Below are 14689 nucleotides of genomic sequence, written 5' to 3' on the forward strand. Positions count from 1 at the left end.
GGGGCGGGGAACCACCCACCCGACGTATCAACCCGAAGTGTCCTCGAGGACCATCTCAGCGCCTTTTTCTCCGATCATCAGGGCGGCGGCGTTGAGGTTGCCGGAGACCATCGTCGGCATGATTGAACAGTCGATGACTCGTAGACCGTCGACCCCGTTTACACGTAATCGTTCATCGACAACTGCGCCATCGTCGACGCCCATGCGGCAGGTCGAAGAGGGGTGGTAGACCGTCGAGGCGGTGGCGCGGATATAGGCAAGCAACTCGTCATCGGATTGCACCGATGGTCCCGGTTCGATCTCGCGTTTTCGATGCCCGGCCATGGCGGGGCTGTCCATGAACGCACGCAACTGCCTTAGCCCGTCGATGTTGGTGCGCCGGTCGGTTTCGGTGGCGAGGTAGTTGCACCAGATGTCTGGCGCCTGATACGGGTCGGGCGAGCGGATATGGACGTGGCCCTGGCTTTCGGGGCGGAGCTGGTAAAAGGATGCGGTGAAGCCCGAGAACTCGTGCAAGCGGTCGCCCATCCGGTCGGTGGAGAAGATGATGAACAGGCTCTGGATATCCGGGGTGAGCAGTTCTGGGCGGGTTTTGAAAAAGGCTCCGGCGTATCCGGCACTGACCGTCAGGGGACCTTTGCGGCGGAAGACATAATCCAAGCCGATGCCGAAACGCCGCAAGAGGTTGTGGTACTGGTCGTTTAGGGTGTCGCGGCTAGCGCTTTCATGGACTGTGCGGACCTGAAGGTGGTCCTGGAGGTTCTCGCCGACCTGGCGCGAAGCATGGCGAGTTTCGATGCCATGTTTCGCCAGCAGATCAGGATTACCGATTCCGGACAATTCAAGGAGTTGCGGCGAGTTGATGGACCCGGCCGCGAGCAGGACCTCGCGGGTTGCGCCGACTCTATAGCGTTGACCGTTCGCCACGTATTCCACGCCTGTGGCGCGTTTGCCGTCAAACAGGATGCGGGTGGTGAGAGCGTGGGTCTGAATCGAAAGGTTGGGGCGTTTGCGGGCCGGTTTGAGATAGGACTTTGCGGCGCTCCAGCGCAGGCCGTTTTCGTGGGTGGCTTGGTAATAGCCGGTGCCGTCCTGGGTTACGCCGTTGAAATCGGGGTTGTCGGGCAGGCCGGATTCGCGGCAGGCGGCGATATAGGCACCACAGAGCGGATGCGGAGCGGTGACGTTCGAGACGGGTTGCGGGCCATCGCCGCCGCGCCATCTGTTGCCGCCGTTCTCGTTGGTTTCGGAGCGTTTGAAATAAGGCAGCACGCCGTCGAAGCCCCAGTCAGTCAGGCCTGCCCGCGCCCAACCGTCAAAATCCTGTTGCTGGCCGCGTACGTAAAGCAGTCCGTTGACCGAGGAGCTGCCGCCCAGCACCTTGCCGCGGGGGTGATAGATGGTGCGGTTGTTGAGGTTGGCCTCGGGGACACCTTCGTAGCACCAGTTCACTTTCGGATCGCGGAAGAGCTTGCCATAGCCAAGCGGGATGTGGATCCACGGGTTGCGGTCTTTGCCGCCTGCTTCCAGTAGAAGTACCTTGTAACGGCCGTTTTCAGTGAGGCGGTTGGCCAACACGCAGCCCGCCGAACCGGCGCCGACGATGATGAAATCGAAAGCTGCCGTATCGGTCAAACCGGGTCTCCTAAGCTGGGATCAGCGCCCGCGGATGCGTGGGTCCAGCGCGTCGCGCAACCCGTCGCCGAGGTAGTTCACCGACAGCACTGTCAGCGAGATGGCAAGGCCCGGTAGCATGACACGTTCGGGGAATTCCTGCATCCGCGGCACCGCATCGGCCAGCATCTTGCCCCAGGTGGGGAAGTCAGACGGAAAGCCGACGCCTAGGAAGGAAAGCGCAGATTCGGTGATGATCGCGGTGGCAAGGCCAAGCGTGGCCGACACCATGATCGGCGACAGAACGTTGGGAAGCAGGTGGCGGAAGATGATGCCGCGCGCGGTGGTGCCGGCGGCCGAGGCAGCCAGCACAAACTCGCGCTCTTTCAGCGCGAGGATATCGCCGCGAACGATCCGGGCGGTCTGCATCCACGAGGTGATGCCGATTACTCCGACGATCAGGATGAACATGCCGGTCTCGGGTCCGAAATTTGCCCTGAGCGGTTGTCGGAACAGTGTCACGGCCACCAGCAGGAGCGGCAGGATCGGCAGGGAGAGCACCAGGTCGGTGAACCGCATCAGGATACCGTCAAGCCGTTTGAAGTACCCCGCGAGCACGCCGATCGAGGTGCCGATCAGCATGGTGAGCAGCATTGCAGCCCAGCCCACCGCCATCGAAGTGCGGCCTCCGGCAATGATCTGGGCCAGGTGATCACGGCCGAGGTTGTCCGAACCAAGCGGATGGGCCCAGCTGATCTTGGCGTCCGAATTCCAGATGACGGTATAGATCGGGCGGATGTCCTTGTTGCGGATATCGAGCTTTTTCGGATCGAGTTGCCAGATCAGGTCGCCGAAGAGCACCGCGAGCGTGATGAAGATCAGGAACCCACCACCCATCAGCGCGCCTTTGTGATGGCTGAACTGATCCCAGACGTCACGCCATTGCGAGCTTGGCGGTGTGGTGATGTCGCGCTCTTCCAGCGCGTTGAACGCGGTAGGCTCAGTCATAGCGGATCCTCGGGTCGAGCACGCCGTAAAGGATGTCGGCGATCAGGTTGAAGGCGACGATCAGGATGGCGAAGATGAAAGAGATCGTCATCACTGTGGGCAGGTCATTGGCGAACAGTGCGTCGATCAGGTAGGCGCCGATGCCATTCACCTTGAACACGACCTCGGTGATAATGGCGCCGCCAAAGATGCCGGGGACACCAAGCGCGATCACCGTGACCACCGGGATCATCGAGTTCCTGAGCACATGGACCATCACGACGATGGCTTCGGAAAGCCCCTTGGCGCGGGCGGTACGGACATAGTCCTGATTGAGATTGTCGAGCATGGCGGCGCGCATGAAACGGCTGATCTGGGCGGTGGTCTGCAGCGCCAGTACCATCACCGGCATGATCATCTGGCGCACCTGGTAGGTGAAGCTTTCCCAGTCGGTGACGCGATGGGTGGTGTCATAGATCGACGGGAACCAGCCCAGACCGACGGAAAAGATCACGATCAGCAGCGGCCCGGTGAAGAACGGCGGGATCGAGAAACCGACCATGGTGATGAAAGTCCCGGCCTGGTCGAACACCGAATACTGGCGATAGGCCGAGTAGATGCCGATCGGAATTGCAATGAGGATGCCGACGATATAGCTGAGGCCAACCACGGTCAGGGTTTGCGGCAGGCGCTGGATCACGATGTCCATCACCGGCGAGCGGGTCTGCCACGAGATCACCCGGAGCTTGCCTTCGGAAAAACTGGTGCCGAAGAGATAGTCGAACAGCACCTGCGGTTCGATCCAGAAGACCTGGATCAGCCATTTCAGATACTGGATATGCACCGGCTGGCCAAGGCCGAGCGCTTCGCGCATCTTCTGTTTGACTTCCGGCGGTACGGTCAGGGGCACCTGGGCCATCGGGTCGCCAGGGGCGAGCTGCAGCAGCAGGAAGATCACCAGTGAAATGAAGATGAGCGTCGGGATCGCAAGGACCAGTCTGCGGATGGTGAATGTCAGCATTCGAAGGTGCCTTTGATCGGGGGCGTCATGCGGTCACGCAGATGCAGAAAGGGTGCCCCGCGCGGCGGCGGAACACCCAGATTTGTCAGTTCGCTTACTTGATGCGATGCCAGTCGGCAACATTCCACAGTTCGCTGTCCCAGGTGTTGAGAACAACACCGCCGAGGGTCATCGAGTGGGCCGAGACACGGCCACGGTCAACCAGCGGAATGATCGTGTAGGTTTCTTTGGTCAGCATCTCGTTCATCTGCTTGGCCAGCGCATAGCGCTTTTCAAGGTCCGAGGTGCGGCTCAACTCGTCGATCAGCGCATCATAGGCCGGGTCGCAGAAGCGGTTGATGTTTTCGCCCTGCCATTGGCTTTCCGGCTTGGGCTCGTTGCCACAACGATACATCGACAGGTAGGCCTGAGGATCGGTGCCGTCGAAGTTGTTGGCGTACATTTCGACGTCGGCATAGAACTTCTGGAACGTGTCGGGCGAACCCGGGTCACCGCCGAAGAACACCGAAGCGTTCAGGTTGCGCAGCTCGGTTTCCACACCAATCTGTTGCCACCAGTCCTTGATCAGGGCCTGGAAGTCCTGACGCACGGCGTTGGTCGAGGTCTGGTAGAGGATCGACAGGCGCACGCCGTCCTTGGCGCGAACACCGTCCGAACCCTTGGCCCAGCCGGCGTCATCCAGAAGCTTGTTGGCACCAGCGATGTCCTGGGTCATGCATTCGGTGTTGTCCGAGGCATAGACCGCCGGTCCGGGAACCAGGTTGCAGGTCGGACGACCGGCCTGACCATAGCCCACTTCGACCAGCAGAGTGCGGTCGATGGCCATGGAAAGTGCCTTGCGCACATTGATGTCGCTGAGGAACGGGTGCGGTGCCTTGACCGTCGAGCGGGTGTCCGCGTCGAGATCGGGCGACGGGTTGGTCAGGTTCATTTCCAGACGTTCAACCAGGGTGCCGAAGGCTGCGATCGGCTTGCCTTTGCCGCCTTCTGCCATCTTGGCCAGAACGTCGGGAGCCAACTGCATGTTCCACGCATAGTCGAATTCGCCGGTTTCCATCACCGCGCGGCCCGCAGCCGTGGCATCGCCGCCGCCCTTGAAGGTCAACGTGGCAAAGGCCGGTTTGGCCGGATCGCGATAGTTCGGGTTGGCCGACATCGAGATCACGTCATTGGGTTTGAATTCATCAACAACGAAGGGGCCGGTACCGATCGGGCCAAAGTTGGCGGTGGTGCATTCCGGGGCCTTGGCACCCATGCAGTCGCCAAACTGTGCCGCCTGGATGATCGGGCTCTGACCGCCCATGAAGGGGCCGTAGGGGTTCGGTTTGGGTTCCTTGAAGGTCACCGTCACCGTCAGGTCGTCGACCACGTCGACGCTGTCAACACCGTCGAATTTGGCCAGCTGCGCACAGCCGCCTTCCGGGTGCATGCAGTAGTCGGCGGTGAACTTCACGTCAGCCGAAGTCACAGCAGAGCCATCCGACCATTTCAGGCCCGACTTGAGCTTCCAGGTGATGGATTTGAGGTCTTCGGAAACACCGCCATTCCCTGTCGTCGGAATTTCTTCGGCCAGGTAGGGCACGAGGTTGCCGTCTTGGTCGTAGCGACCAAGCGGTTCGATCACCAGCGATGCGGATTCGATGTCCTTGGTGCCGCCCGAGAGATAGGGGTTCAGAATCGACGGGGCCTGCCAGTAGATAATGCTGACATGGCCATCGGACCCGCGCTCGGCCGAAGCCGCAGGGGCCATCGCAAAAGCAGCAGCCGCGCCGAGTAGAATGGTCTTGAGTTTCATTTTTCGCTCCTTGTTGGTGGGCTCGCGCCTCAATCACGTATGGCGTCTTGCGCGCCAATTGCTTGGTTCCAGGATGCCACCACACAACCACCGAGCGCGCCCGGCAATTGGTAAAAAAACGGACACCACAGAAACTACACCTCGGTATCGAAAACCGAGTCCGGGGAAAAAGCAACCCTGCCGAAAGGTAAACGCCGATTTTTTCGGCAATCCCGGTGGTTTGATCCAAATGTTTGACATCTCCAAGCTGCCCACATTAGCGTTTGGCATTCGTCATCGGGATGAAAGCGGGGGCCAGGATGCTGGACGACACAGGTAACGGGCCGGACAATGGGCCGATCGCCAGGATTGAAAACCTAAGAGTCGAATTTCAGACCAAGGATGGTCCGGTGCTTGGGGTCGAGGACGTTTCCTTCGAGGTCAATCCGGGCGAAACCGTATGCATCGTTGGTGAATCCGGTTCCGGCAAATCGGTGTCGTCGCTGTCACTGATGCGGCTGGTCGAGTTTGGCGGCGGCGACATTTCCGGCGGCCGGTTACTGTTTGATCGGCGTGACGGCGGGGTGGCCGATCTGCGTGAAACTGAACAGGGTCTGATGCGGACGATTCGCGGCAACGAGATCGGAATGATCTTTCAGGAGCCGATGACCGCGCTGAATCCGGTGTTCACCGTCGGGCGGCAGTTGACCGAAGGGCTGAGGTTGCACCGGGGGATGAACAAGAAGCAGGCCGAGGCGCGGGCGTTGGAGCTTTTACGGCAGGTGCGTATCCCCGAGCCGGAGCGGCGATTGCAGCAATACCCGCACGAGTTGTCGGGCGGGATGCGCCAGCGGGTTGTGATCGCCATGGCGCTGGCTTGTGAACCGCGTCTACTGATTGCCGACGAGCCGACTACGGCGCTGGATGTGACCATCCAAGCGGAGATCCTGGCGTTGATGGACCGGCTGAAACGTGAGACCGGCACTGCGGTGATGTTCATCACCCATGACATGGCGGTGGTGGCGCAAATGGCCGACCGCGTGGTGGTTATGTTCCGCGGTAAGAAGGTCGAGGAAGGCCCGGTTGAGGAGATTTTTGCAAATCCCCAACATGATTACACCAAAGCTTTGTTGAGCGCAGTGCCGCGCCTGGGCGAGATGACCGGCAAGGATTTACCCGAACCGATGAAGCTTTTGGGTGTTGAAGGTCATTTGACCGACCCCATTCCGGGCAGTGACGAGGTGCTGTTGGAGGTCAAGAACCTTGTCACCCGGTTTCCGGTCAAGGGCGGGTTCTTTCGCCGTACTGTGGCACAGGTGCACGCGGTCGAAGATGTTTCCTTTACGCTGAAGAAGGGCCGTACGTTAAGCCTTGTCGGGGAATCAGGCTGTGGCAAGTCGACGGTGGGACGCTCGCTGCTGCGCCTTGTAGAACCCGACAGTGGCCATGTGACGGTTGGCGGTGTGGACATCATGGCACTGGGCCGTAAAGAGCTGCAAAAAGCCCGCAAGGATATGCAGATGGTGTTCCAGGACCCGTTTGCCAGTCTCAATCCGCAGATGCACCTGATGGACCAAGTGGCAGAGCCGCTGCGCAATTTCGGCATGACCAACCGGCAGGATTTGCAGGACCGGGTGGCACAGATTTTCGATCGGGTTGAGTTACCGCGCAGTTTCATGCGGCGGTATCCGCATGAATTGTCGGGGGGGCAGCGGCAGCGGGTGGCGATTGCCCGTGCCCTGGCGCTCAATCCGAAACTGATCGTGGCGGATGAAGCGGTGTCGGCTTTGGATGTGAGCGTGCAGGCGCAGGTGCTGAACTTGATGATGGAATTGCAGGCGGAGCTTGGACTGTCCTACCTGTTTATCAGCCATGACATGGCGGTGGTTGAACGGGTCAGTCACGATGTCGGTGTGATGTATTTGGGACGGATCGTTGAAATGGGCCCACGCCGGGCAGTGTTCGAGGACCCGCAACATGCCTATACCCAAGCGCTGATGAAAGCGGTTCCAATCGCTGATCCAACAAAGAGAAAATCGGAAAAAGATTTGAACTTCAAGCCGATACCGTCTCCAATTCATCCTCTGGATTACACACCGGAGCCGTCGGAATACCGAGAGGTCTCGCCCGGCCACTTCATCCTGACAACTGATAGCGGGTATTGACCTCGCGCCCCGGTTGATTACCAAGTTGCCGTAGCTGGGTTTCTTGTGGTAATACTGTGCCACGAGATTTCGGCGCGCTCAAAAAAGGCGCCTGAGGAGAGCTGTACAGAAAGGGCTAAATCATGAAGAAAATTGCACTTGCCGCTGCTGTGGCCGGATCGCTGATCGCGATGCCTGCCGTTGCCGAGACCAAAGCCGACCCGTTTGTTTCGACCCAAGGTGCCTTGGGTGGTATGGGGCTTGCGGCGATTGGCGCGACGACCGTGTTTATTCTCGTTGCAGCGAGCGACGGCACCTGACCCAAAAGGTCCGAACCAATCCAAACCAGAGAAACCGGGGGCTAAAACAGCCCCCGGTTTTTTTAGGTGTATCAGACGGCCAAAAGCCTATTTGTTGCAAAAACAGCGAGCGCCCCGCCTGTTGTCGTATTCAAGCGGTCGTCGGGTTTGGCCAAGTTCCGCTTCAACTCGATTGCGAATGATACTAGCGTGGATTGGGTTGGATCGGGAAGCAGCAGGGCAGGGCAGGATGCAGGTTTTTTCACCTCTGGAATTGATGGCAAAGCTGGTGAGCTTTCCTACCGTGAGCCGCGACAGCAACTTGCCCCTGGTCGATTGGGTCGAGGAATACCTGACCGGACATGGAATCGCCTGCCACCGGCATTATCGCGAGGACAATCAGCAGGCGGCTCTGTTTGCCCATGTTGGGCCCGAGATCGCGGGCGGCGTTGTATTGAGCGGCCACACGGATGTTGTGCCGGTGGATGGCCAGCCCTGGGCCAGCGATCCGTTTTCCGTGGTCGAGCGGGATGGCAAGTATTTCGGGCGCGGCACCTGTGACATGAAGGGGTTCGATGCGCTGGCGATTTGGGCGCTGGTAGAGGCCCATCGCACCGGTGTCAGGCGGCCATTGCAGATCGCGTTGAGCTATGACGAAGAGGTGGGGTGCACCGGCGCGCCGCCAATGATCCAGGCAATGCAGGGACCGTTACCCAAGGCCAGCGCGGTGATCGTGGGCGAACCTTCGATGATGCAGGCGGTCACCGGTCATAAGGGCGGCCTGGGAATTTCCACTCATGTTCAGGGGTTTGAGGTGCATTCCTCACTTCAGCATACTGGCGTGAACGCGGTGATGGAGGCGGCGCGGATGATCCAATGGGTCAACGAGGTCAACGAAGAAAAAATGGGCTGTACCCCGGATGAACTGGCGGCGATGTTCGAGCCACCCTGGACACTGGGGCATATCGGCACGATCGAAGGCGGCACCGCCAACAACATCACCGCCAAGGATTGCCACTTCGTCATGGGGTATCGGGTGCTGCCCAGCGAAGACAAGAATGACTATCTAAAGGGTTATCTGGACAAGGTTGCCGAGGTCGAACGTGCCATGCAGGCGGTGCACCCGGAGGCAAGGATCGAGACCGAAACGCAGTTCGACGTGCCGGGGTTGCAACCAGAAAACGACGGCGAGGCCGAGACGCTGGTGCGGCGGATCACCGGTGACAATGGCACGCATGTTGTCAGCTATGGCACCGAGGCCGGGCAGTTTCAGGAGGCGGGCTATTCCGCCGTGATCTGCGGGCCGGGCAGCATCGAGCAGGCGCACCAGCCCGACGAATATATCACCAAGGAACAGTTTGAGGCCGGACATCAGTTCATGCGTGATCTTCTGGATGTTCTGAAAGTGGGGTGAACCATGGTCGTGCGCAACCGTATTGCAGAGATGGCCAGCGAGGTCGCCGAATGGCGACGTGATTTCCACGCCCATCCCGAACTTCGGTTCGAAGAGCATCGCACGGCGGCGCGGGTGGCCGAGCTTTTGCGCGAATTTGGCTGTGATGAAGTGATCGAAGGCTTTGGCGGCACCGGTGTGGTCGGGGTGATCCACGGGAGCAAGGACAGCAAGGGCCGGGTTCTGGGCTATCGCGCGGACATGGACGCACTGCCGATTATCGAAGCGACGGGCTTGGACCATGCCTCGACCAATCCAGGCAAGATGCATGCCTGTGGTCACGATGGGCATACATCGATGCTTTTGGGGGCTGCAAAATACCTGTGTGAAACCAGGGGGTTCGACGGCAAAGTTGTGCTGGTATTCCAGCCCGCCGAAGAGGGCGGCGGCGGGGCGCGAGCAATGCTGGATGCGGGGCTGATGGAGCGTTGGGGCGTCCAGGAAATCTATGGCATGCACAACTGGCCCGGCATGGCAGTGGGCGAATTTGGCGTGCGCAGCGGGCCGCTTCTGGCCTCGGCTGACAAGTTCGAGATCACGGTGCGCGGCAAGGGCGGGCATGGGGCGATGCCGCATCAGGCGGTGGATACCACGCTGGTGGCGGCGCAGATCGTTGTTGCGCTGCAGTCGATTGCAAGTCGCAATGTGCATCCCTTGCGGAATGTGGTGGTGTCGGTCTGCGCGCTTCATACCGAGACAGAGACCTATAACGTGATCCCGGATTCGGTGCATATGATGGGCACGGTACGTACCTATGACAAAGAAGTGCAGGCGCTGGTGCAAGAGCGGATCGGGGCGCTGGCCCAATCGACGGCGGCGGCCTATGGTGCCGAAGCTGAATTGAATTATCTTGGCGGGCCACCGGCGCTGATCAATCACGAGGCCGAGGCCGACCTGGCGGCGCAAGTGGCGCAAGAGGTGGCAGGGGTCGTGCATCGTGACTTTGATCCGTCCATGGGCGGCGAGGACTTTGCCGAGATGTTGGAGGCACGGCCGGGCTGTTACCTGTTGATTGGCAACGGGGACAGCGCGGCGCTGCACAATCCGAAATACGAGTTCAATGACGAGGCCATACCGGTGGGAGTCAGCTGGTACGCTGAAATGGCCGAGAAACGCATGCCATTGGGCTGAGGGGCCCGGCAGAAACCTAGGAGCGAGACATGCCTGTAAAGAACCGATTTGCCGAACTGCACAGTGAGATCACCGAGTGGCGGCGTGATATTCACGCCCATCCGGAGCTGTTGTTCGATACGCACCGCACTTCGGCGCTGGTGGCAGAGAAGCTTAAGGAATTTGGCTGTGACGAGGTGGTGACCGGGATTGGCCGCACGGGCGTTGTCGGCGTGATCAAGGGCAAGAGCGATAAATCCGGTAAAGTCATTGGCTTGCGCGCCGATATGGATGCTCTGCCGATCGAAGAGGCGACCGGGGTCGACTATGCCAGCGAGACACCCGGCATGATGCATGCCTGTGGTCATGACGGGCATACGGCAATGCTTCTTGGAGCCGCGAAATATCTGGCAGAGACGCGCAATTTCGACGGCACGGCGGTGGTGATCTTCCAGCCTGCCGAAGAAGGCGGCGGTGGCGGCAAGGAGATGTGCGACGACGGGATGATGAAGCAGTTCAACATCCACGAAGTGTACGGGATGCATAACTGGCCGGGGCAGCCGGTGGGTGCGTTTGCCATCCGTTCGGGTCCGTTCTTTGCCGCGACGGATGTGTTCGAGATCAATTTCGAGGGGCTTGGCGGCCATGCGGCGAAACCACATGAGACGGTGGATACGACGGTTATGGCGGCGCAGGCGGTGTTGGCGTTGCAGACGATTGCCAGCCGCAATGCCGATCCGATCGACCGGATCGTGGTCTCGGTGACGTCGTTCGAGACCTCGTCCAAAGCGTTCAACGTGATTCCGCAGGGTGTTCAGATCAAGGGCACCGTGCGCACGATGAGTCCCGAGATGCGTGATCTTGCAGAAAAACGAATCGCCGAGATTTGTTCCGGCATAGCGACGACCTTCGGTGGCAGCGTCGATGTGAATTATGACCGCAACTACCCGGTGATGGACAACCACCCGGAGCAGACCGATTTCGCCATCGAGGTGGCCAAGTCGGTCTCCGGCGTATGCGAAGAGGCGCCGCTGGTGATGGGAGGCGAAGATTTTGCCTTCATGTTGGAGGAACGCCCCGGCGCCTATATCCTAGTCGGCAATGGCGACACGGCGCATGTTCACCACCCGAAGTACAATTTCAACGACGAGGCCATCCCGGCAGGGTGCTCGTGGTATGCCGAGATCGTCGAGAAACGGCTGCCGGTGTGACGGTGCGCATGATGCGCACCCTACATTAGCGCGGAAGGGTTAACGGTTCGGCGAGGGCGGATTGCAAATCGTCTTCGCTGATCATGTTGAGCTTTGCCATGTCGCGCAGGACACTATCGCGGCGCTCCAGCGCCACGTCTGTTGAGCTGCTGAAGCGGGAGGGCGCCTCGAGAAATCCTGCGAGCGTCGCTGTTTGCGCCAGTGACAACTGATCTGATCCTCGCAGGAAAAACCGACGGGCAGCTGTGTCATGTCCGCGCGCGCCCTGTCCGAAATCGACGTGTTGCAGGAGCAGGCAGACCATGTCGTCATGTGTTCCCCGGGCCGCAAGCACAAGCGTCATCGCGATCTTTCGAGATTGAAGTTTCGCAGCAGATTCTGTCGGATACGCTTGGCGCAGAAGGAGTTCCGCTGCGGTGACAGTGATGATGCTGGCCGCACGAGGGCGGTTGCGAAACTCGTGATCCTCGGCGGCGATGACGGCGTCGATCCAGAGCGGCTCGATGGTTTCGCACAGGCGTTTGGCGGCCTTAATCTCGGGGGTGAAGTCGACCTCGGCCTGAATCGGGTTGGCAAGAAAAAGCCCGAGCACCAGCGCCACCAGAAATCGCATGAACGGCGCGGGGCGTCGGCAGGCCATAACGCTCAGCCGCCGGTGTGGCTCATATGGCGGGACATCTTGCCGGCAACATCCTGCCGGGAGTAGTCGAAATCATGGCCCTTGGGCTTCAGACGGATGGCCTCGCGGATAGCCTCTTCGAGAAGGGCATCGTCTTCGGAAGCGCGCAGGGGCACGCGCAGGTCGGCGCGGTCTTCCTGGCCGAGGCACATGTAAAGCTCGCCGGTGCAGGTCAGGCGCACGCGGTTGCAGCTTTCACAGAAGTTATGAGTGAGCGGAGTGATGAAGCCGACTTTCTGGCCGGTTTCCTCAATCCGCACGTAACGGGCCGGCCCGCCGGTGCTCTCGGACAGATCGGTCAACGTGTAGTGCTCGGCCAGCTTGGCCCGCAGTTCTTTCAGCGGCCAGTATTGGCCCAGCCGTGTCAGCCCGTCGATGTCGTCGCCCATTGGCATGACCTCGATCCAGGTCAGGTCCATGTCGCGCGAGGCCACCCATTCGGTCAGCCCGAGCAATTCGTCATCGTTGAACCCCTTGAGGCCGACGGCATTGATCTTGACCCTGAGGCCCGCATTCTGGGCTGCGTCAATGCCGCGGATGACATTGTCGAGCTTGCCCCAGCGGGTGATGTCGGAAAATTTCTTGGCATCCAGCGTGTCGAGCGAAATGTTCACCCGGCGCATGCCAGCGGCAAAAAGATCATCGGCAAAGCGGTGCAGCTGCGAGCCGTTGGTGGTGAGCGTCAGTTCCTTGAGCGCGCCGCTTTCAAGATGTCGGGACATGGCGTTGAAAAAGGTCATGATGCCCCGGCGTACCAAGGGCTCGCCACCGGTGATGCGCAGTTTCTTGACCCCAAGGCGGATAAAGGCGGTAGATATCCGGTCCAGCTCTTCCAGGGTCAGCAAGTCGCGCTTGGGCAGGAAGGTCATGTTTTCCGACATGCAATAGGTGCAGCGGAAGTCGCAGCGGTCGGTGACCGAGAGGCGCAGATAGGAGACCGGGCGCTGGAAGGGATCGATAAGAGGTGCTGTCATGACCGGGCAAAGGTAGTTCCCGGCGGAGGGTCGCGCAAGGGTAATTTCTTGCAATTGATGCTTTGGCCGCAGGCGTCTAGGGTCGGGCCATGATGCGGGTAGTTGTGGCAGTCTTGGTGATGGGGCTGGGCGCGGGATGCGCCCAGATTCAGAAGGAAACGGCAAAGCCGATGGTCGTGGTTGCTGATAGTGGCCAGATTCGGCCAGTGGCGCGGCCAGTGGCGTTGAAGCCGGCGAAGAGGCCGCCTGCCAATGCACGTACCGTGGCACAGTTCGACACCACCAGCAGGGAAGAGAAGAAAGCCGCCGAGGTCGAGGCCAAGCAAGCGCAGCAAAGCGGTGAGGGGCGGCTGCTGGGGCGGACAGTGGCCTCGCTTGGCGATCCGGCCGACCCGGGGTTATGGATCAAGACGCCGCTGGTTGATGCCCCTGCCCAGGGACGGGTGATCTATCCGGTGAATGGCAAAGGCGTGCAACTGGACCTGATCCCGATTGACGGGCCGAAAACCGCTGGAAGCCGGATATCGCTGGCAGCGTTGCGAGTGATCGGGGCGCCCTTGGCGGGGCTGCCCGAGGTTGAGGTTTATCAGCAGGATTAGCGGAGACCGCGAAAGCGTCTCCCGCGCGCCCAACCCGACACTTTCGGGCGTGCGATCCCTGAATGGAGAGCTGAGCGCTGGGTGAGGCCGCAGGAGCCTCCGGCGGGGATATTTGTGGCAAAAGGAAGAGGGCGGTCGATCTTAGGTTTTTAGGTACTTGCCAGCTTCCTTGCGGGCGAAGGGTTTCATCCGCTCGCCGTATTGGTCGAGGAAGGCGCGGGTGCGTTCTGGGTCGTGTTTTGACAGGTCACGCAGCCACCAGGCGACGGACTTCTGGATGAACCAGTCTGGGTCATCGACATATCCGGCGGCCCAGCCGAGGATGCGGTCGCGGATAGCAAGGTCGGCGGGTTTGGGGTGGTTCTGCTTGGTCCAGGACAGAGTGATCACCAATGCAGCACGGCGGGTCCACATGTGACCGGAACTGGTCCAAGATTCGACCGTGTCGATGCGGGTGGGATCAGCAATCAGGCGCCTCGAGCCGGCCATGCAGGCGTGATCGGCAATTGCCCAGCTATCGAAATCCGGGACCCAGGATTGAATGAGCGTCCAAGCCGCATCGTCGGGGCGGATGCGCGCCTGGGTCAGCAGTTTTGCAGCCGCGACGCGGGCCTCGAAGATGTCGGTCTGCCAGAGCTGATCGGCCAGGGTGACCCGTTCAGCTATCGTCAGGGTCTGGCGCCATATCTTGGTGATGTCGTTCAGAGCGGGGTTTGGGATGCCCAGGACTTTGCTGGTTTGTTTGTGATACTTCGCCTGACCCTCGGCGCGCCCCGGTTCGATATGGGCCTTAAGAGTTTCAAGGGCCTCGTCCAGGGTCATCG

At 60.2% G+C, this 14689-nt stretch carries 13 protein-coding genes; 6 read left to right on the forward strand and 7 right to left on the reverse strand.

Annotated elements, in window-relative coordinates; genetic code table 11:
- Positions 1-27 precede the first annotated feature (27 nt).
- From RXV86_RS16525 to RXV86_RS16540, 4 genes are all read right to left on the reverse strand, one after another.
- A complete protein-coding gene (locus RXV86_RS16525) occupies positions 28-1635 on the reverse strand; it encodes a choline dehydrogenase (protein WP_316301361.1) in 1608 nt (535 codons plus the stop codon).
- Positions 1636-1656: 21 nt separating this feature from the next.
- Entirely contained in the window at positions 1657-2622 is a 966-nt protein-coding gene (locus RXV86_RS16530; RefSeq protein WP_316301362.1) for an ABC transporter permease, read from the reverse strand.
- Positions 2615-3622, reverse strand: coding sequence for an ABC transporter permease (locus RXV86_RS16535; protein WP_316301363.1), 1008 nt, complete (start codon positions 3620-3622; stop codon positions 2615-2617). Before RXV86_RS16535 ends, RXV86_RS16530 begins: the two co-directional genes overlap by 8 nt.
- A 94-nt stretch (positions 3623-3716) precedes the next feature.
- Complete coding sequence (locus tag RXV86_RS16540; RefSeq protein ID WP_316301364.1) at positions 3717-5417, reverse strand: peptide ABC transporter substrate-binding protein; 1701 nt, start codon at positions 5415-5417, stop codon at positions 3717-3719.
- A gap of 299 nt (positions 5418-5716) precedes the next feature.
- On the opposite strand from RXV86_RS16540, the gene RXV86_RS16545 reads away from it, so the two are divergent.
- The 5 genes from RXV86_RS16545 to RXV86_RS16565 all read left to right on the forward strand — a co-directional run bounded on the left by RXV86_RS16545 (position 5717) and on the right by RXV86_RS16565 (position 11613).
- The gene (locus RXV86_RS16545) at positions 5717-7561 is read left to right on the forward strand and encodes an ABC transporter ATP-binding protein (RefSeq protein WP_316301365.1); all 1845 of its coding nucleotides are present in this window, start codon (positions 5717-5719) and stop codon (positions 7559-7561) included.
- Positions 7562-7683: 122 nt separating this feature from the next.
- On the forward strand, positions 7684-7860 hold the full coding sequence (locus RXV86_RS16550) for a hypothetical protein (protein WP_316301366.1): 177 nt from the start codon (positions 7684-7686) through the stop codon (positions 7858-7860).
- A 229-nt stretch (positions 7861-8089) separates the two neighbouring features.
- Complete coding sequence (gene argE, locus RXV86_RS16555; RefSeq protein WP_316301367.1) at positions 8090-9253, forward strand: acetylornithine deacetylase; 1164 nt, start codon at positions 8090-8092, stop codon at positions 9251-9253.
- Positions 9254-9256: 3 nt separating this feature from the next.
- A complete protein-coding gene (locus tag RXV86_RS16560) occupies positions 9257-10423 on the forward strand; it encodes a M20 aminoacylase family protein (RefSeq protein ID WP_316301368.1) in 1167 nt (388 codons plus the stop codon).
- Positions 10424-10452: 29 nt separating this feature from the next.
- On the forward strand, positions 10453-11613 hold the full coding sequence (locus RXV86_RS16565) for a M20 aminoacylase family protein (RefSeq protein ID WP_316301369.1): 1161 nt from the start codon (positions 10453-10455) through the stop codon (positions 11611-11613).
- A 25-nt stretch (positions 11614-11638) separates the two neighbouring features.
- Here RXV86_RS16565 and RXV86_RS16570 read toward each other — a convergent pair whose 3' ends face one another.
- Positions 11639-12226 (reverse strand): transglycosylase domain-containing protein, encoded by a 588-nt coding sequence (locus RXV86_RS16570; protein WP_316301370.1) that lies wholly within the window; start codon positions 12224-12226, stop codon positions 11639-11641.
- A gap of 32 nt (positions 12227-12258) precedes the next feature.
- Positions 12259-13266, reverse strand: a complete 1008-nt coding sequence (gene moaA, locus RXV86_RS16575) for a GTP 3',8-cyclase MoaA (protein ID WP_316301371.1) — start codon at positions 13264-13266, stop codon at positions 12259-12261.
- Positions 13267-13355: 89 nt separating this feature from the next.
- On the opposite strand from moaA, the gene RXV86_RS16580 reads away from it, so the two are divergent.
- On the forward strand, positions 13356-13865 hold the full coding sequence (locus RXV86_RS16580) for a hypothetical protein (RefSeq protein ID WP_316301372.1): 510 nt from the start codon (positions 13356-13358) through the stop codon (positions 13863-13865).
- Between the two features lie 141 nt (positions 13866-14006).
- Here the strand turns inward: RXV86_RS16580 and RXV86_RS16585 are convergent, their stop codons facing one another.
- On the reverse strand, positions 14007-14687 hold the full coding sequence (locus tag RXV86_RS16585; RefSeq protein ID WP_316301373.1) for a DNA alkylation repair protein: 681 nt from the start codon (positions 14685-14687) through the stop codon (positions 14007-14009).
- Positions 14688-14689: the final 2 nt, after the last annotated feature.

Source organism: Aliisedimentitalea sp. MJ-SS2, from assembly GCF_032586155.1.
GTDB lineage: Bacteria > Pseudomonadota > Alphaproteobacteria > Rhodobacterales > Rhodobacteraceae > JAWHTC01.

Excerpts from the sequence above, each read along its gene's own strand:
- argE (WP_316301367.1), top strand. The coding sequence starts at position 8,090 with ATGCAGGTTTTTTCACCTCTGGAATTGATGGCAAAGCTGGTGAGCTTT.
- RXV86_RS16570 (WP_316301370.1), bottom strand. The coding sequence starts at position 12,226 with ATGCGATTTCTGGTGGCGCTGGTGCTCGGGCTTTTTCTTGCCAACCCG.
- RXV86_RS16550 (WP_316301366.1), top strand. The coding sequence starts at position 7,684 with ATGAAGAAAATTGCACTTGCCGCTGCTGTGGCCGGATCGCTGATCGCG.
- RXV86_RS16560 (WP_316301368.1), top strand. The coding sequence starts at position 9,257 with ATGGTCGTGCGCAACCGTATTGCAGAGATGGCCAGCGAGGTCGCCGAA.
- RXV86_RS16585 (WP_316301373.1), bottom strand. The coding sequence starts at position 14,687 with ATGACCCTGGACGAGGCCCTTGAAACTCTTAAGGCCCATATCGAACCG.
- moaA (WP_316301371.1), bottom strand. The coding sequence starts at position 13,266 with ATGACAGCACCTCTTATCGATCCCTTCCAGCGCCCGGTCTCCTATCTG.
- RXV86_RS16535 (WP_316301363.1), bottom strand. The coding sequence starts at position 3,622 with ATGCTGACATTCACCATCCGCAGACTGGTCCTTGCGATCCCGACGCTC.
- RXV86_RS16530 (WP_316301362.1), bottom strand. The coding sequence starts at position 2,622 with ATGACTGAGCCTACCGCGTTCAACGCGCTGGAAGAGCGCGACATCACC.
- RXV86_RS16540 (WP_316301364.1), bottom strand. The coding sequence starts at position 5,417 with ATGAAACTCAAGACCATTCTACTCGGCGCGGCTGCTGCTTTTGCGATG.
- RXV86_RS16580 (WP_316301372.1), top strand. The coding sequence starts at position 13,356 with ATGATGCGGGTAGTTGTGGCAGTCTTGGTGATGGGGCTGGGCGCGGGA.
- RXV86_RS16565 (WP_316301369.1), top strand. The coding sequence starts at position 10,453 with ATGCCTGTAAAGAACCGATTTGCCGAACTGCACAGTGAGATCACCGAG.
- RXV86_RS16545 (WP_316301365.1), top strand. The coding sequence starts at position 5,717 with ATGCTGGACGACACAGGTAACGGGCCGGACAATGGGCCGATCGCCAGG.